This is a genomic window from Pelomonas sp. BJYL3, from assembly GCF_027257975.1.
Lineage (GTDB): Bacteria > Pseudomonadota > Gammaproteobacteria > Burkholderiales > Burkholderiaceae_C > Roseateles_B > Roseateles_B flavus.
Window position 1 is genome coordinate 1 of sequence record NZ_JANZKX010000006.1, and the last position, 18,427, is coordinate 18,427.

At 68.3% G+C, this 18,427-nt stretch carries 11 protein-coding genes and 1 riboswitch; all 11 genes read left to right on the forward strand.

Annotated features, from left to right (window positions below):
- The coding region (locus O9Y01_RS17505) for an amino acid adenylation domain-containing protein (RefSeq protein ID WP_442952768.1) at nucleotides 1-7,668 on the forward strand (7,668 nt) is incomplete at its 5' end.
- Nucleotides 7,669-7,675: 7 nt separating this feature from the next.
- Nucleotides 7,676-8,449, forward strand: a complete 774-nt coding sequence (locus tag O9Y01_RS17510) for a hypothetical protein (protein ID WP_269632898.1) — start codon at nucleotides 7,676-7,678, stop codon at nucleotides 8,447-8,449.
- Nucleotides 8,450-8,630: 181 nt separating this feature from the next.
- Nucleotides 8,631-9,419: an alpha/beta fold hydrolase gene (locus tag O9Y01_RS17515; protein WP_269632899.1), complete on the forward strand. Its 789-nt coding sequence runs from the start codon at nucleotides 8,631-8,633 to the stop codon at nucleotides 9,417-9,419.
- Nucleotides 9,416-9,832 (forward strand): hypothetical protein, encoded by a 417-nt coding sequence (locus O9Y01_RS17520; protein ID WP_269632900.1) that lies wholly within the window; start codon nucleotides 9,416-9,418, stop codon nucleotides 9,830-9,832. The genes O9Y01_RS17515 and O9Y01_RS17520 overlap by 4 nt, the downstream gene beginning before the upstream one ends.
- Before the next feature lie 138 nt (nucleotides 9,833-9,970).
- Nucleotides 9,971-11,362: a thioesterase domain-containing protein gene (locus O9Y01_RS17525; protein WP_269632901.1), complete on the forward strand. Its 1,392-nt coding sequence runs from the start codon at nucleotides 9,971-9,973 to the stop codon at nucleotides 11,360-11,362.
- Between the two features lie 96 nt (nucleotides 11,363-11,458).
- Complete coding sequence (locus tag O9Y01_RS17530; protein WP_269632902.1) at nucleotides 11,459-12,145, forward strand: YIP1 family protein; 687 nt, start codon at nucleotides 11,459-11,461, stop codon at nucleotides 12,143-12,145.
- A gap of 1 nt (nucleotide 12,146) precedes the next feature.
- On the forward strand, nucleotides 12,147-13,364 hold the full coding sequence (locus O9Y01_RS17535) for an efflux RND transporter periplasmic adaptor subunit (protein ID WP_269632903.1): 1,218 nt from the start codon (nucleotides 12,147-12,149) through the stop codon (nucleotides 13,362-13,364).
- A gap of 30 nt (nucleotides 13,365-13,394) precedes the next feature.
- Nucleotides 13,395-14,120: an ABC transporter ATP-binding protein gene (locus O9Y01_RS17540; protein WP_269632904.1), complete on the forward strand. Its 726-nt coding sequence runs from the start codon at nucleotides 13,395-13,397 to the stop codon at nucleotides 14,118-14,120.
- The gene (locus O9Y01_RS17545; RefSeq protein ID WP_269632905.1) at nucleotides 14,117-15,424 is read left to right on the forward strand and encodes an ABC transporter permease; all 1,308 of its coding nucleotides are present in this window, start codon (nucleotides 14,117-14,119) and stop codon (nucleotides 15,422-15,424) included. The genes O9Y01_RS17540 and O9Y01_RS17545 overlap by 4 nt, the downstream gene beginning before the upstream one ends.
- 69 nt (nucleotides 15,425-15,493) lie before the next feature.
- A complete protein-coding gene (locus O9Y01_RS17550) occupies nucleotides 15,494-16,801 on the forward strand; it encodes a TolC family outer membrane protein (RefSeq protein WP_269632906.1) in 1,308 nt (435 codons plus the stop codon).
- Nucleotides 16,802-16,988: 187 nt separating this feature from the next.
- A riboswitch (glycine riboswitch) is annotated at nucleotides 16,989-17,109 on the forward strand.
- A gap of 575 nt (nucleotides 17,110-17,684) precedes the next feature.
- Nucleotides 17,685-18,419, forward strand: coding sequence for a hypothetical protein (locus tag O9Y01_RS17555; RefSeq protein ID WP_269632907.1), 735 nt, complete (start codon nucleotides 17,685-17,687; stop codon nucleotides 18,417-18,419).
- Nucleotides 18,420-18,427 lie beyond the last annotated feature (8 nt).

An 18,427-nucleotide genomic window follows, 5' to 3' on the forward strand; every position in this document is an offset into this window, starting at 1 on the left:
GGCAAGGTGGACCGCAAGGCGCTGCCGGCGCCGGCCGATTCGGACTATGCAGCGCGGGGCTACGAGGCACCGCAGGGCGAGGTGGAGACCGCACTGGCGGCCATCTGGGCCGAGCTGCTGCAGCTGGAGCGCGTGGGCCGCCACGACAACTTCTTCGAGCTCGGCGGGCATTCGCTGATGGCGGTCACGCTGGTCGAGCGCATGCGCCAGGCCGGCCTGCACGCCGATGTGCGGGCCCTGTTCCTGCAGCCCACGCTGGCCCAGCTGGCCGAGGCCGTGGGAGGAGCAAGCCTGGACGTGGTGGTGCCGCCCAATCTGATCCCCGAGGGCGCGACGGCCATCACGCCGCCGATGCTGACCCTGGTGCAGCTGGACCAGGCCGCCATTGACAGCGTCGTGGCCGGCGTGGAAGGCGGCGCGGCCAATGTGCAGGACATCTACCCGCTGGCCCCGCTGCAGGAAGGCATCCTGTTCCATCACCTGATGGAGAAGGAGGGCGATCCCTACCTGCTGCCCAGCCTGCTGGGCTTTGCCAGCCGCGAGCGCCTGGAGCGCTTCGTGGGGGCGCTGCAGCAGGTGATAGACCGTCATGACATTCTTCGCACGGGCATGGCCTGGGAAGGGCTGGAGCAGCCGGTGCAGGTGGTGCGCCGCCAGGCGAGGCTGGCGCTGGACTTCGTCGAGCTGGACCCGGCCCAGGGCGATGTGGCGCAGCAGCTGCAGCAGCGCTTCGATCCGCGGCATTACCGTCTGGACGTGCGGCGCGCGCCGCTGCTGGAGGCCCATGCGGCCCAGGACCCAGAGCAGGGCCGCTGGGTGCTGCTGGTGCTGGCCCACCACCTGGCGATCGATCACACGACGCTGGAGCTGCTGGTCGAGGAGGCTCAGATCATCGAGCAGGGCCGCCTGGAGGCGCTGCTGGCGCCGGCACCCTTCCGCAACTTCGTGGCCCAGGCCCGCCTGGGCGTGAGCCAGGCGGAGCACGAGGCCTTCTTCCGGCGCATGCTGGGCGGCATTGACGAGCCGACCACCCCCTTCGGTCTGGGCAGGGCCGGCGCATCCGACTTCGATCTTGCCGAGCATCGCGAGGTCCTGGCCACCCCCCTGTCGGCCCGCCTTCGAGAGCAGGCCCGGCGGCATGGCGTCAGTGCCGCCAGCCTCGTCCACCTGGCCTGGGCCCTGGTGCTGGCCCGAAGTACCGGCCGCCGCGAAGTGGTCTTCGGCACAGTGCTGTTCGGGCGCATGCACAGCGGTGATCAGGCCAGCCGGACGCTGGGCATGTTCATCAACACCCTGCCTGTGCGCATCGACATCGACGAGCTGGAAACAGGTCTGCGCCTGGCTGAGGTCCATTCCATGTTGGCGGAGCTGCTGCGCCACGAGCACGCGCCGCTGGCCCTGGCACAGCGCTGCAGCGCCGTTGACGCGCAGTCGCCGCTGTTCACCTCCTTGCTCAACTATCGCCACAGCCCGCTGCCGCAGCCGACCCCGACCGAAGACGGGCAGGGCGCAGCGGACGAGGGCATGGAGCTGCTGGGCGCTTCCGAGCGCACCAACTATCCGCTGACCCTGGCCGTGGACGACCTGGGACAGGACTTCCTCCTGACCGCCCAGTGCCGTGAGGGCCTGGCGCCGCAGCGGGTCTGCGCCCACATGGTGGAGGCGCTGTCCGTGCTTGCACAGGCGCTGGAAACCGGTCCGGAGCTGCCTGTGGCCTGCCTGGAACCTTTGCCGGCGGCGGAGCGCGAGCAGGTCCTGCGGGCCTTCAACGCCACGGACCGCGTCTATGAAGAGGGTGAACGCTGCCTGCACCATGGCTTCGAGGCCCAGGTGAAACGCACACCCGATGCGCCGGCCCTGAGCATGGATGGCGAGGTGCTGAGCTATGCCCAGCTGAATGCACGCGCCAACCGGCTGGCCCATCACCTGAGCGCCGCCGGCCTGGCGCCTGACGATCGCGTCGGTGTTTGCGCCCAGCGCAGCATCGACCTGGTCGTGGCCCTGTACGCCGTGCTCAAGGCCGGTGCGGCCTATGTTCCCTTCGATCCCACGCATCCGCCAGAGCGGCTGCGGCACATGCTGGAAGATGCCACGCCCGTGGTGATGCTGATGGACGATGCGGGCGAGGAAGCGCTGAGCCAGGCCGGTGCCACGGCAATCCCGGCCCTGTGTCTGCATCTGCAGCGCGATGCGGTGCAGTGGGCGCAGGCCTCGGCGGAGGATCCATTGCCGACGGCACCGGGCTCCGACCATCTGGCCTACGTCATCTTCACCTCCGGTTCAACCGGCAGGCCCAAGGGCGCGATGAACACCCACCGCGCCGTCGTCAACCGGCTCTTGTGGATGCAGCAGGCCTATGCGCTGGACGCCACAGACGTGGTCCTGCAGAAGACGCCGTTCAGCTTCGACGTCTCGGTGTGGGAGTTCTTCTGGCCGCTGATGGTGGGAGCCCGACTGGAGCTGGCACGCCCTGAGGGCCACAAGGATCCCCTGTACCTTGCCGAGCTGATCGATGACGCCGGCGTGACAACGCTGCACTTCGTGCCCTCCATGCTCCAGGTCTTCCTGGATCATGCCGAGCCCGGGCAGGGCAGGCGCCTTCGTCATGTGGTGTGCAGCGGTGAGGCCCTGCCTGCGGGGCTGGCCCGCCGTGCGCTGTCACACTGGCCGAGCGCCGGGCTGCACAACCTCTATGGCCCGACCGAGGCGGCCGTTGACGTCAGCGCCTGGAGCTGCAGGGCCGATGACGCCCGCGCCTTCGTGCCCATTGGCAGGCCCATCGCCAATACGCGGCTCTACATCCTGGACGCTGCCTTGCGGCCGCAGCCCTTGGGCGTGGCGGGCGAGATCCACATCGGCGGCGTGCAGGTCGGGCGCGGCTATCTGAACCGGCCCGAGCTCACCGAGGACCGCTTCATCGCCGATCCCTTCGAGGACCGCCCCGGTGCCAGGATGTACAAGACCGGGGACCTCGGCCGCTGGCTGGAGGACGGCAGCATCGAGTATCTCGGTCGCAATGACTTCCAGGTGAAGATCCGAGGGCTGCGCATCGAGCTGGGCGAGATCGAGGCCTGTCTGGCCGAGCTGGTGCCCGAGGTGGTGGTGCTGGCGCGTGAGGACGAACCCGGGCAACAGCGTCTGGTGGCCTACTACACCGGCGAGGCCGAGGCCGGGCAGCTGCAGGCCCATGCTGCCAGCACCTTGCCCGCCTATATGGTGCCTTCCGCCTATGTGCGCCTGCCCGAACTGCCGCTGAATGCCAATGGCAAGCTGGACCGCAAGGCGCTGCCCGCGCCGGACGCAGACGCCCTGCTGAGGGCCGCCTATGAAGCACCGCAAGGCGAGACCGAGATTGCCCTGGCGGCCATCTGGGCTGAACTGCTGCAACTGGATCGCGTCAGCCGCCACGACAACTTCTTCGAGCTGGGTGGCCATTCTCTGATGGCCGTCACGCTGATCGAGCGCATGCGCCGCGAGGGCCTGCACGCCGAAGTGCGGGCACTGCTCACGGCGGCGTCGCTGGCGGATCTGGCGCGGCTCGTCGGTCGAGAAAGCAGCCAGGTGCAGGTGCCCCCGAACCTGATCCCCGACGGCGCCACGGCGATCACGCCAGAGATGCTGAGCCTGGTTGCACTCGACCAGGCCGCCATCGATCGCGTGCTGGCCGATGTCGAAGGTGGTGCGGCCAATGTGCAGGACATCTACCCGCTGGCCCCGCTGCAGGAAGGCATCCTGTTCCATCACCTGATGCATCAGCAGGGCGATCCCTATCTGCTGCCCACGGTGCTGGGCTTCCCCGACCGCCAGCGCCTGGACCAGTTCCTCGCTGCCTTGCAGCAGGTGATTGCACGCCATGACATCCTGCGCACCGGCATAGCCTGGCAGGGCCTTGAGCAGGCGGTGCAGGTCGTGCGGCGCCAGGCCCCGCTGAATCTGGAGATCGAAACCCTGGACGCTGGCGCCGGTCCCGGTGAGCAGCAGCTGCGCGCACGCTTCGATCCCCGACTGCACCGTATCGATGTGGCAAGGGCACCCCTGCTGCGTGCGCATGCCGCCGAGGACCCGGCCAGCGGCCGCTGGCTGCTGATGCTGCTGGCGCATCACCTGGTGATCGACCACACCACGGTTGAGCTGCTGACCCGCGAGGCCTTCCTGATCGAACAGGGCAGGGCGGATGAGCTGCAGGCCCCTGTGCCCTTCCGCAACTTCGTCGCGCAGGCGCGGCTGGGCAGCAGCCGGCAGGCTCACGAAGAGTTCTTCACCCGCATGCTGGGTGACATCGACGAGCCCACCGCCCCCTTCGACGTGCTGGATGTCCAGGGCGATGGCAGCCAGATCGACGAACACCGCCGCCTGCTGCCGAACGCCCTGGCCACGGCCGTGCGCCAGCAGGCCCGGCGACTGGGCGTGGGCACGGCCAGCATGATGCACCTGGCCTGGGCGCTGGTGCTGGCCCGCGTGACCGGGCGGCGCGACGTGGTCTTCGGCACCGTCCTGTTCGGACGCATGCAGGGCGGTGAGCAGGCGGACCGCGCGCTGGGCTTGTTCATCAACACCCTGCCGCTGCGCGTGAGCGTCGACGATGGGGCCCTGGTGCACAGCCTGCGCAAGGTTCACCGGGATCTCGCCCGGCTGCTGCATCACGAGCATGCTTCCCTGGCCCTGGCGCAGCGTTGCAGCCGGGTGGGGACGCTGGCGCCGCTGTTCACCTCGCTGCTCAACTACCGGCATGCGCCGGCCGAACGGAGTAGCGAGGCGGATGGCTTCGACTGGGACATCGAAGACTTCGGTGGCGAGGAGCGCAGCAACTACCCGCTGGGCGTTTCCGTCGACGACCTCGGCGATGCCCTGGCCGTCACGGTGCAGGCGCTCTCTCCCATCGACGCCGGCCGCGTGGCGGCCCTGCTGGAGCACTCGCTCTTGGCGCTGACGCAGGCGCTGGAATTGTCGCCTTCAATGGCGGTGCAGTCGCTGGACATCCTGCCCGAGCAGGAGCGCGCGTGGCTGCTGGCGCAGGGCGGCGTCGGGCGCGCGGCGCAGGACGTACCAGCGCTGTGCCTGCACGAGCGCTTCGAGCGGCAGGCACAGGCGCGGCCGCGGTCCGAGGCGGTGGTCCATGGCGAGCTGCGGCTGAGCTACGGGGAACTCAATGCGCGCGCCAACCAGCTGGCCCGACACCTGCGCGCCCTGGGCGCGGGTCCTGATCGCTTCGTGGGCGTCTGTGCCGGCCGCAGCCCGGAACTGGTGCTGGCCCAACTGGCCATCTGGAAGACGGGGGCGGCGTACCTGCCGCTGGATCCTGCCTATCCCGCCGACCGGCTGCGCTACATGCTGGAGGACAGCCGGCCCATGGTGCTGCTGTGCCAGGGTGAGGCCGCCCTGCAGACACTGGAGGCTGCAGGCTGGCAGCAGCCCGTGATCGACCTGCAGGCCGATGCCGCGGGCTGGAGCGCCGAATCCGAGGCCAACCTGAGCCGGGAAGAGATCGGCCTGCAGATGCACCATCTGGCCTACCTCATCTACACCTCGGGTTCCACCGGGCAGCCCAAGGGCGTGATGAACGAGCATCTCGGGCTGAGCAATCTGGTGGACGCCCAGGCCGAGGCCTTCGGTGTCCGCAGCGACAGCCGCCTGCTTCAGTTCGCCTCGCCCAGCTTCGACGCCAGCATCTCCGAGCTGGCCCTCGCGCTGGCCAGCGGTGCCACGCTGTGCCTTGCCGATCCTGAGGAGATGATGCCGGGCCGGGCGCTGCTGGGCACGCTGCAGCGCCTTGCGGTCAGCCATGTGACGCTGCCGCCCTCGGCGCTCGCCGCCTGCGAGGAGGCGGGCATGCCCTTTGCAGCCCACACCCTGATCGTCGCGGGCGAGGCCATCGCGCCCAAGGCGGCCCAGGCCTGGGCCGCTCGGCTCAGGCTGATCAATGCCTACGGCCCCACGGAGACGACGGTGTGCGCCACCACGCATCACTGCCTTCCCCAGGTGCCGATGGGCAGTGCGGTGCCCATTGGCCGTCCCATTGCCAATGTCAGCGTCTACCTCCTGGATGCCCAGCGACGCCTGGTGCCGGCGGGCGCCACCGGGGAGATCTATATCGGAGGGATCGGCGTGGCGCGAGGCTACCTCCATCGAGAGGACCTGACGGCGGAGCGCTTCCTGGACGATCCCTTCTGCCCCGGTGGTCGCATGTACCGCAGCGGTGACCTCGGCCGCTGGCTTCCGGACGGGACCATCGAGTTCCTCGGTCGCAATGACCAGCAGGTCAAGGTGCGCGGCTTCCGCGTCGAACTGGGCGAGGTCGAGGCCCGGCTGGCCGGGCACGGCGCGGTACGCGAGGTCTGCGTCACCGCCCGTGCAGACAGCATGGGCGCCTTGCGACTGCTGGCCTACTACACCGCCCACGGCAGCCCTGCCGAGGCGGAGGCGGAAACCGCCGCGCTGAGGCAGCATGCAGCGGCCGCACTGCCGCACTACATGGTGCCCAGCGCCTTCGTTCGCCTGGAGGCCTTCCCGCTCACGCCGAACGGCAAGATCGACCGGCGTGCACTGCCGGCCCCGGGGGCCGAGGGCGCCAGCGCGCTCCAGCCTCCCCAGGGTGCCATGGAGCTGGCCCTGGCCAGGATCTGGGCTGATCTGCTGGAGCTGGATCAGGTCGGCCGTGACAGCCACTTCTTCGAGCTGGGCGGCCACTCGCTGCTGGCCGTGCAGCTGATGGCCAGGATCCGGGGGGAGTTGGATGTCGAGTTGCCGCTGGCTGAGCTCTATCTGCATCCGACGCTGGAGGCGTTGGCCCGGCACATGGAGAACCGCCAGCCGATGGTCGCGGCGCTGACCGCCGTCCGTGCCCAGGGCAGCCAGCGGCCGCTGTTCGTGATGCATGCCCTGGACTGCACAGGCGACTACGCTGTCGAGCTGGCCCGCCGACTCGACCCGGACCTGCCCGTCTACGCCCTGCCGGCGCCGGGCCTGCGCGAGGGCGAGCAGCCGCTGCGCACGATTGAGGACATGGCGCGCCACTACATCCGGGCCCTGCGCAGTGTGCAGGCGCAGGGGCCTTACCGGCTGGCCGCCTGGTCGGCGGGCGGCCAGGTGGCCTACGAGGTGGCCCGGCAGCTGATGGTGCAAGGGGAGACGGTGTCCTTCCTCGGCCTGATCGACACGCTCTACCGGGCCCATGCCATCGTGGACGCGCAGCGCCAGTGGCTGGGCGCTGGCCAGCACCCCCTGGAGCGGCGTGAGTGGGCCTTCCTGCTCGTGATGCTGCAGCACGACCTCGGCATGCCGGCCAGGGAAGTCAAGCGCTTGGCCAAGCTGGACAGCATGGACGCAGTGCTGGCCAAGCTGGTCGAGGATGAAGGGCTGCCGCCTTCCACGGATCTCGCGGGCTTCAGGCGCCGGCTCTGCACGCAGAACGCCTTCGTGGAGGCTATCGAGGCCTACCAGGCCCAGGCGCTGGACCTGCGGGTGCACCTGTTCGCCGCAAGCGAATCGTTGCAAGTCCAGGCGCTGGGCTGGGACCAGCTGCTGGGAAGTCGCCTTAGCATCGTCCGTTTCAAGGCAAGCCACCAATCCATTATGAAAACTCCCGTCATCGACGAACTGAGTGCGGCACTGCAGGCAGCCCTGCACAGTGACGTCCAGTCCCGCGAGACGGTCATCGCATCATCCTGAAGGTCCCATGAGAAAGATCAATTCATTGCATTTCATCGCCGTCGCGGCCTGTCTGATGGCCGGGGGCTCCGTCATGGCCGCTGATTCGCCGGCTGCGGCCCCGCTGGACCAGCGCTCCTATGCCGGGGTGCTCAAGGGCATCGAGGCTTTCGCCGCACACCGGGCTCTGGCGCCCAATGCCTCCCTGAGCTTCCAGCTGTATCCACGCCGGCAGGAGGCCGGGGCGGTCCGGCCGACGCTGGCCATCGTTTCCGGAGGGGCGCGGACGCCGCTGACGCTGGAGGCGGACGGCTCCTTCAAAGTGCCCGTGCGCCCCGACCTCAACGGACCGGGCGCCATGCTGCAGTCCAATCAGCCCGAGGGCAGCTTCGCCTGGCGCCCCGTGGTGCGCACACCCGGTCTGCCCGCCCATGTGAGGCGACTGGGCGATCTGCGCCTGCAGTGCCGGGTGGACCTGAACGCGGGCCTGATGGTGGTGCCGCCCAGCCGCGCCAATCAGGCCCTGATGGCATCAAACCCGGGCAGGGCCTGCGAGATGTCCCAGGCCTTCTACCCGATCTTCGCCGACCGGCCGGTGTTCGAGGTGACGCTGGTGTCCGGCAGCCGACGCCGCGTGCTGCTGACCCAGGAGTCGCTCTACGGCATGGGTGCGCCGGCCAGCCGCCTGCCGCTGCTGGACTGGCCGCATCTTCGCGACCGGGTGGTTCGCTTGCCCTTGCACGACAGCGCCTGGCCGGACGACACGCAAGTGGTCTTCGAATACCTGGAGCCGCTGCCTTGAGCCAGGTGCGGCCAACACCCCTACAAGCACTTTTTTTGAAATCCAATCCATGAAGCAAGCATCCAACTCCCTCCTGTTCATGGCCGGCGACGCTGCCGTCCTACCTGCCCCTTCAGCCCGGTCCCGGCGCGGCTTGGGCGCGCAACTATGCTCAGCCATCGCCCTTGCGGCCCTGGCAGGCTTGGCCGGCTGCGCCTCCGAGCCCACGCGGCCGGAGTCCTCGGACGCCGGCCTGGACAGCAGCAAGGGACGGGTCTTCACCGAGCGCAGCTATCTCCGTGCAGGCAGCCGTCTGCCGGCCGTGGTGCTGCAGGCCGGCCTGCAAGACGACAAGAGCGCCTGGAAGAGCGTGATCCCCGGGCTGTCCCAGCAGCACTTGGTGATTGCCTTCGACCGCCCGGGCCGGGCCGACACGCCCTCGACCGATGCCTCCAGGGACCCCTGCACCATTGCCAGCGAGGAGCGCCGCCTGCTCCAGGACGCCGGTGTGCCGCCGCCGTACATCCTCGTCGGCCACTCCCTGGGGGGGCTCTACCAGTATGTCTTTGCCAAGATGTATCCGGAGGACGTCGCAGGGCTGGTGCTCCTGGACCCCACCCATCCGCGTCACTGGGAAACGGTGCAGGCCGAGGCGCCCGGCGCCGCCCTGCTGATCAAGGGTGTGCGGGCCATCGCCTTCAGCAGCGCCGACCGGCGTGAGTTCGACCAGCAGACCGACTGCCTGCAGCGCATCAACACCCGACAGCCGCTGCGCCAGCCTGTGCGCCTGCTGGTGAGCGGCAAGTTCAAGATGGAGGAGCGGGGCAGCTACGAGCGCATGCTTCAGGGCCTGCGCCAGGACTGGGTGTCCATGACGGGCGCCCGCCGCGGGGCGGAGCTCATTGCTGACTCGGGGCATTACATCCAGAAGGACAGGCCCGATACCGTGATCTCGGCGGTCCAGCAGCTCAGCGCGGAGGTTCGCAAATGAGGGACGCTGGCACCCAAGACCTGGCGGCGCAAGGCCGCCTGCGCGGCCCCTGGCAGGCGCTCGCACTGGCCTCCTTGCTGGCCCTGACCGGTCTGCAGGGCTGCGCGACGGCGGATCTCGGCGGCGGCCAGGCTGCCGCCCGCAAGGCGCCGGAGCAGGTGCTGGTCGTGAACAAGACAAGCCGAGCCGAACTGGTGCAGGCCATGGGGGAGGGCGACAAGGTGCGCTTTGACAGCGGCTGGGAAGCCTGGGTGTACGTCGACAAGCCAGGCGTTCCGTTGCTGGTCGGCCTGATCCCTGTGGTCGGCGAAATCTCCGACGTGATGGAGATGACGGGCACCCGGCGCGAGCTGACAGTCATCCTCGACGACAAGGGCATCGTCCGCAAGTACAAGCTGCGTGCCTCGGAGTGATCCCGAGGGCCACATCTTCAATTGGGAGAACACGACATGGTGAACAAAGAGGGCGAGGCCATCGCCGCTCACCTATTGAGCGACGATTCCCTGCGGGCTGGCTTTGTGCCGCTTCGACAGGGTGGGAGGCAGACGCCGTTGTTCGTTGCACAGGGCCGGAGTACAGGCCAGATCGACCTGCAGGATCTCAACAAGTACCTGTCGGGCGCCATGCCCGTCTACCTGCTGGGACGCCATGCCGGCCGCCATGCCGCCACGCGCGAGGGGCAGGCCGCCAGCATGTTGCGCACCATCCGGCGCATTCAGCCGAACGGGCCCTATCGGCTCGCTGGCGTTGGCGCCTTCGGCATCCTGGCCTACGAGATCGCGCTGCAGCTGCTGGGTCAGGACCAGGAGGTCGAGTTCATCGGCCTGCTCGGGCCGCAGCCGGACCTCGCCGCGGACCTGCCCATGCCGGCCGCGGCGCTCTCGGTCCACCTGTTCGCCCCTGGCGAGCAGGCCGGCTGGAGCGGCAGCCTGCCAGGGCTTCAGCTGGCACAGCAGGGGCCAGGCCTTGGCGCGCGGGCCACTGTGCGCGCATTGGCCGCCCAGCTGATGGTCTTGCAGGCCAAGCCCGAGACTGGCCGCCCCCGTGCGCCAGAACTGGACTACCAGCCCCATATCGTCATCCAGTCCGGGCGACAGAGCCCGCTCAACAGGCATGCGCCGCTCTTCTGCATTCCGGGCGCCGGAGACAGCATCACCGGCTTCGCAGCGCTGGCAGGCGCCTTGGGGCCGGACTGGTCGGTGCACGGCTTGCAGCCGCGTGGTGTTGACGGCCTGATGGTCCCGCATGCCAGCGTCGAAGCCGCGGCGGCCCAGTGCATGAGTGCCATCGAGTCCGTACAGGGCAACGGGCCCGTGCATCTGCTCGGTCATTCCTTTGGCGGCTGGGTCGCCTTCCATATCGCCGGCCTGCTGCAGGCGGCCAACCGGCCTGCGGCATCCCTGACCCTGATCGACAGCGAGGCCCCGGGGACGCAGGGCACGCTCGGCCGTGAGTACACCCCGCTGGAGGTGATGGAGCAGTTCATCGAAAGCCTGGAGCTGGTCGCCGAGCGCTCCCTGGGGCTCAGCAGCGCTGCGCTGGCGTCTCTTGACGACGCCGGCCGGCTCCAGCAAGTGTTCCAGGCGGCGGTCCGGGTGGGCCTGCTGCCGGCACGGGCGCGTCCGCAGCTGTTGCAGGGACCGCTGCGGACCTTCGGCGCGGCGCTGCGTACCGTCTATCAGCCGGGCCCCAGCTGCACGGTGCCGGCGCGTCTGGTCCTGGTTCCAGATTCGCGGCTGCCGGCTCAGGAGGTGGCGCGCAAGGCCGCGGCCATGGCGCAGGGCTGGCGCCAGTTGCTGCCGCAGCTGAGCCAATGGGACGGTCCGGGCAACCACATGACCATCCTGCGCGCCCCTCATGTCAAGGCGCTGGCCGATTGGTGGCTGAGCGACCGGAGCGCCGCGCCCGCCAGCAGACCGTCCACACTCAACATGGTCATCTGACAACGGCACAATCGCGCCGCGAGAATTCCGGGCCTGGCTTGGCCGGTCCGTGATCGCCTGCGCCCCGTTCTTACAAATCAATTAACAAGGCAGATCATGAACAATCTACAAATTGCCAGTCAAATCCTGCTCGAGCCGCAGGCCGCCTTCAACGCGCTGGGGGAGCGCCCCCGCTTCTGGTTCCCCCTGCTGCTGCTGGTGCTGGGCTCCGCAGTCGGCCTCTTCGGCTACTTCCAGATGGTCGACTTCAACTGGCTCAACGACAACATCCTGCGCCCGGCCAGCCAGTCGGGCAGCGACGCGGAGTCCTCCCCCTTGTTGTCCCGCGGCGTCGTCATCGGCACCTCGACGGCAGCCGTGCTCATCGGTCTGACCGTGGCCAGGCTTTTGGAGAGCAGCTACTTCCTTCTGGCCGGCCGCATGGCCAATATCGAGCGCTCCTTCAGGCACTGGATGGCCCTGAGCTGCTGGAGCGCACTCCCGCTGCTCCTGATCCTGCTGGTCTCCATGGGCTTCATGCTGATGCATCCGAACGGGCAGGTGGCTCAGGAGGAGCTCAACGTGCTGTCGCTCAACGAGCTGCTCTTCCATGTCCAGCGCAACAGCCCCTGGCATGGCTGGCTGTCGACCCTGACCATCCTCCATCCCTGGGTCTGGTGGCTGAGCGCAATCGGGGTGAAGGCCTGGAGCGGCCGGTCCATGGCCTTTTCCGTGGCTTTCTCCATGGTCCCGTGGTCGGTCTACTACGGTGTTTGGGCCCTGATCATCCTGGTGCGCGCATAACATGAGCAAAAGCAAGAAATGGGCGGCCGCTGCCGCGATCGCCCTGGTCCTGGTCGTGCCGGTCGGCGTGAAGCTGGCGCGCGGCAAGCAAGTCAAGGACGTCGAGACCGAGAAGGTGGTGCTGCGTGCGCCGTCGCCGTCCATCCTGGCCTCGGGCACCCTGGTCTACGAGAGTCAGGTCACCCTGGTGCCTGAGATCATCGCCCGCGTCAACGAGGTGCTGGTCAAGGAAGGGGACGCGGTGCGCAAGGGGCAGCTGCTGATCCGACTGGAGGACGAGTCCCCTCGCGCGGAGACCTTGCAGCTGCAAGCCAGTCTGCGCCAGTCGGAGCTGCAGGTGGAACGCCAGCGCGTGAACCTGGAAGCCCTGACGGTGCGTGCCAAGCGCTATGCCGAGCTGCGCCGCCATGATCTCGTCGAGCCGACGAAGTACGACGAAATGCAGGCCCAGGTGGACCTGGCCGCCGTCGAGCTGCGCACCGGCCGGGAGACGGTCAAGCAAGCGCAGGCGCAGCTGCGTCAGGCCCAGGACCGCCTGGCCAAGACGGAGATCCACGCGCCCATCGACGGCAAGGTGACCCTGGTCAGCATCAAGCCCGGCGAGACGGCGGTGCCGGCGGCCGTCAGCATCGCAGGCTCGACCCTGATGACCATTGCCGATACGAGCAGCACCTTTGCCGAGATCAACGTCGACGAGACCGATGTGGCTCGGCTGTCCAAGGGGCAGGGGGTTCGCATTGTTCCCGCCGCCTTTCCCGACCGCGCCTTCCGTGGTCGTGTGGAGCAGGTCGCCATGGCCCCCAAGCAGAACCCGGGCCAGAGCCGCAGCTACCCCGTGCGGGTCAAGCTGGAGAACGAGGGCCTGCCCTTCCATCCAGGCATGAGCTGCCGGGCCGAGATCGCCGTGAGCCAAAGCGGCGAGGCCAAGAATCCCGGTGTTCCGGTTCAGGCCGTCCACTATGAATCCAGCGAAGGACGCGACGACAAGACCCGCGCCTTCGTCTTCGTCATGGACAATCGCCGCGCCGTGCGCCGTCCCGTGGAGATTGGCCTGGCCGATGACACCTTCATCGAAGTCACCCGCGGACTGAAGACCGGCGAGACCGTGATCACCGGTCCGGCGAAGACCCTGCGCTTCCTGTCCGACGGCGAGGCGGTGCGCAGCCAGGACCGTGCCGAGGCCCGTGACAGTCACCAAAAAGGCGGCAAGCCGTCCTGACCAGCCGGCCTTGAGCCAAGAGACACCGTCGTGATCGAACTCAGAGACATCCACAAGACCTACTTCCTCGGTGACGCGAGCTTTCCCATCCTTCAGGGGGTCGACCTCCACATCGACCGCGGCGAACTGGTGGCGCTGACCGGCGCCTCCGGATCGGGGAAATCCACGCTGATGAACATCATGGGCTGCCTGGACACGCCCACGCAGGGCAGCTACCGACTGGTCGGCGAGGACGTCGCCAAGCTCGGCGAAGACCAGCTGGCGCGGGTCCGCAACCGACGCATCGGCTTCATCTTTCAGAGCTTTCACCTGCTACCGCGGCAGACGGCCCTGGCCAATGTGGCGCAGCCGCTGGTCTACCGCGGCATCGCCCCGGCCCAGCGCGAGGCCGCCGCCCGGGCTTGCCTGGAGCGCGTCGGCCTTGGCCATCGCGTGGACCACAAGCCCAACGAGATGTCCGGCGGCCAGCGCCAGCGGGTGGCTATCGCCCGTGCCCTGGTCGGCCGGCCGCACCTGCTGCTGGCCGACGAACCCACCGGCAACCTGGACAGCAGGACCAGCGACGAGATCATGTCGCTGCTGGCCGAGCTGCATGCCGGCGGCCTGACGGTGGTCATCGTCACCCATGAACCTGAGATCGCGGCGCGATGCCAGCGCGTGGTGCGCCTGCGCGATGGCCGCATTGACCAGGATTCACGCCGGCCCATGGCCAGCCCCGCCCCCGAAGTCGTTAGCCCGGAGATGAGCACCTCATGAACACAGCAAGCCAGACCGAGGCCCCGGCGGCCTTGGACGACTTCACGGGCGAGGAGGGCAGCGATCAGCGGGTCGGGCTCTATGCCTTGCAAGAGGCCATGCGCTCCGCCCTGGCCAGCATCCGGGCCCACGGCCTTCGCAGCTTCCTGACCATGTTGGGCATCATCATCGGCGTGGCGTCTGTCATCGCCGTGGTGGCCCTGGTGCAGGGGCTGTCCAGCTCGATCTCGCGCCAGTTCCAGAGCCTTGGGGGCAACGCCCTGACCGTGCGCGCAGAGACGCCGCTGGAGGACGAGCTGCGCGGCAAGATCAATCGCTTGCGCCTGACCGACCTGGACCAGATCAAGCACGGCGTGGACGGCATCCGGCACATCACCCCCATCGTCGCGGGCGGTGGCGGCAACGTCGAGATCCGCAACGGCCCCAATGTGGGCACCGGTGTCATGCTGGGGACCACGAGCCGCTACCAGGACGTCCAGCAGTCCTACCCGCGCTACGGCCGCTTCCTGACCGACAGCGACGACGACACGCGACGGCGCGTCGTGGTGCTGGGCGAGCGGCTACGGCGTGACCTGAAGCTCCCGGCCGACCCGTCGGGCCACTACATCCAGATCGGCAACGAGTGGTTCAAGGTCGTCGGGCTGATGGAGCCGCGCGGCGAGATGTTCGGCGTCAGCCAGGACAACTACCTGCTGATGCCCTACCACACGGCACTGTCCGTCACTGGCGTGACGGACCAGCCCGACCTGTCCATCACCTTCACAGTGACGGACATGGACCAGGCGGGCGCCGTCAAGGCACGCGTGAGCAGCCTGTTGCGCCGCGCTCACCAGCTCAAGCAGGGGCAGGCGGATGACTTCATCGTGGAGTCGGCCGATTCGCTGGCCAAATCCTTCAAGGAGATCACCACCATCGTGACGCTGGTGGTCGCGGGGGTGGTGAGCATCTCGCTGCTGGTCGGGGGCGTGGGCATCATGAACATCATGCTGGTGTCCGTCACCGAGCGGACCCGGGAGATCGGCATCGTCAAGGCCCTGGGTGCGCCACGGCACTTCATCCTGATGCAGTTCCTTATGGAAGCCGTGGTACTGGCGATGCTGGGCGGCCTGATCGGCGTGGCCGCCGGCTACGGCCTGGGCTTTGGCATTGCCAAGCTGATTCCCAACTTCCCCGATCCCACCGTGCCCTGGTGGGCTGTGGCGGGGGCCTGTGGCTTCTCAGGCTTCGTCGGCATGGTGTTCGGCATCATCCCAGCCAGCAACGCGGCCGGTCTCGCACCCATCGAAGCCCTGCGCTACGAATAGCAACTCAACACAATCGCCAGCTCTATGCTTTTGAAGCCATTTCTCGCGAGGCGCACGCACCTCGCTCTGGTGCTTGCCGTATCGGCAGCTTGCGGCCAGGTCCATGCGGAGGACCTGGTCCAGGTCTTCGATGCGGCCTACAAGCAGGACGCCGGTCTGCGGGCCGCCCAGCGCCAGCGCGATGCGGCCCTGCCGCGCGCTGCGCAGACCCGGGCGCTGTTCCTGCCCGCCATCAGCCTTGAAGGAAGCAGCACACGCAGGCGGCAGAGCCTCCCCTCCGGCGAGGTCGCGTCCGATAGTGCTCCGCTTTACGGCACCACCACGACGGCGAACCTGGTGCTGCGCCAGGCGCTGTTCAACCGCCAGCACACGGCGGACCTGAGGCGCTCAGGCATCGAGGAGCAGTTGGCACAGCGGGACTACGAGCTGACGCAGCAGGCCTTCATCGTCCAGGTGGCTAGGGCCTACTTCGACGTGCTCTCGGCTCAGGACGTTCTTACGGCAACCCAGGGGAGCAAGGAGTCCATCCATGGGCAGCTCAACGCAGCCCAGCTCCAGTACAAGGCCGGCACCGGCATCATCACCGATGTGCGCGACGCCCAGGCGCGCTTTGACCTGGCTGCGGCCCAGGAGCAGGCCGCGGAGAACGAGCTGCGCATCGCTCGCCTGGCCTTGGCCAGGTTGGCAGGGCGTCCCGGGCTCAGCCCGGCACCGCTGGCCCAGCCTGTGGTGCTGCCCGAACTCGAACAGCGCGAGCTGGCATCGTGGGCCGCCGATGAGGCCGAGCATCCAATCCTGAAGCGTGCTCACTTGACGCTGGCTGCCGCCAGGGCCGGCACCGAGCGGGCCCGCGCAGGCTCCCTGCCTACCGTGGAGCTGGTGTCCTCGCTCGGCTACAGCCGTCAGACAGGCGCTGCCGCTCAGGCCCAGGGCCTTGCCGGTTCCACGCGCCAGGCCAGTATTGGCGTGGAGCTGAACCTGCCCATCTTCGCGGGGCATGCCATCGACAACCGCCTCCGGGAGACCCTGATCCTGGAGAGCAAGGCGGAGGACGAGTTGGAGGCAACGCGGCACTCCGTCGCTGAAGCCACCGAGCGTGCCTACTTCCAGATGCAATCGGCCCGTGCGCAGCTCAGCGCGCTGGAAACAGCCGCCATCTCCAGCCAGCAGTCGCTGGAGGCCACCCAACGTGGCTACAGGGCCGGCGTGCGGCTGAGCCTGGATGTGCTCAATGCCGAGGCCCAGCGCTACGAGACCCAGCGCGACCTGGCCAAGGCACGCTATGCGCTGCTGATGGGCCAGCTCAGGCTGCGCGAGGCCACCGGACAGCTGCGCGCGGAGCATCTGGAAGAACTCAACAAGGCTCTGGCACGCTGAGGGCAGTGTGCTGCCTTGCCATCGTCTAGGGGAATCTACCTGCGGGAAAGCTCCCTAATGACAGAGCTATGACTGTTGGCAATATCGCGCTGCGAATCCAGGAGAGTGACCGTGCTGGCCAAAAGCCTCACGGGACGCCGAAGGCGCAATCTCCCATACACGCTCAGGCCCCGTACTGGACTCGCAATCAGCCGACACTGGAGAGTGGATCACGCGGACATGCCCATGGCCGGTGATCCCACCGAAGGAGCAAGCGGAAGGCAGCGCCTCCCGCGAATCTCTCAGGTACCAAGGACAGCGGGAGCGGCGCGAAGTCTTCACAGGCCAGACCGGGGCTGATCGCTCCGCAGCCTGTGCAGGCTTTGTGATGCAAACCCCTGTCCGGAGTGTCTGATATGTCGTCGGCAGCCCTCCCGCTCCTTTCGACCCTCCCCGCCCGTGCGCCTCGACCTGTGTCCATTTCCCAGTGGGCCAGGCTGGCGCGGGCAGCCCATGGACCGGATGCGGTCCGGGGTCAGGTCTTGCCTGTCCTGCCACCTCGGAGACGCCATCAGCGATGGCGCCGCGTGACCGGCTGCGCCTGACCCCCATCGCCTGACTGCAGCGCAGGCACATCACCCGCAGACATCGACTGGATCCGCTCCCGGGCGGGCAGGCCGCGCCTTGGCGCCTGCCGATCCGCCATGGCGCAGCGCGCCGTCGCACGCATATCGCCGCTGAATGAGTAACGATGCAAGTGAGCGTCCAGCAATAGAGATGCCACTGCACAGCACGTCGAAGCGCCGCCAGGAGAAGGGCGGTCTTCCACGAACCGCCGGGCGGGCCGTACAGGCTGCCTGCCGGCGGGACCCAAGCAGTACCCATCGCAACCGAAGGAGACATCATGTTCAAGAAGAAAGCATTGGTCCTGCCAGGCGCGCTGCTGTGCGCCTTGACGCTGGCCGCACTGCCGGCCTCCGCCGTACCCGCCGGCGGCGAGCGAGGCAACATCGCTCAACGCCAGTCCGACCGCAACCAGGCGCTGATGGCAGCCCAGCGCGGCCTGGGCGAATACCAGCAGCGCAAGCAGCAGTACTACGCCGGCCTGTCCCCGAGCCACATGGCGCTGGAGGTGTCCGATGTCCAGGAGCTGTCGCAGGCCCGGATCGGCGCAGGCTTCGAGATGCACACGGTCAGCCCGCAGGAACTGGCCGCCGGTCGCACTGACCTCAGCGCCATGGCAACGCCGACGGGCAGCTGGCGCTTCGTCGTGCAAGTCGGAGAGCGGCCGGTCGGTCTGGTGACCGTGCAGAAGGCGGAAGGGCGCTGGCAGGCCGTCTCCTTCGGCGGGGCGGGGTTGGCCCGTGAGCTGGATGCGCTGCGCCAGGTCCATGGCAATGCCGACGGCAGCAATCTGCGTTTCATCCGCGTCTACCAGGCTCAGTCGGACCTGCTGGAGGTGGTGTCCGGCAAGGATGGCAGGGCCCGCTACGCGACGCTGCAGTCTGCCCGCGCCGCCCTGCTGCGCCATGGCCTGGCCGCGGGTTCAGGCGAGGCCAACGCTGGCCTGGTGGAAGCGCCGCAGCTGCTCGATCCGCTGCGCACGGCCGTGAGCAAGAACCTGGACACGCTGCGCTGAGCCGCCAG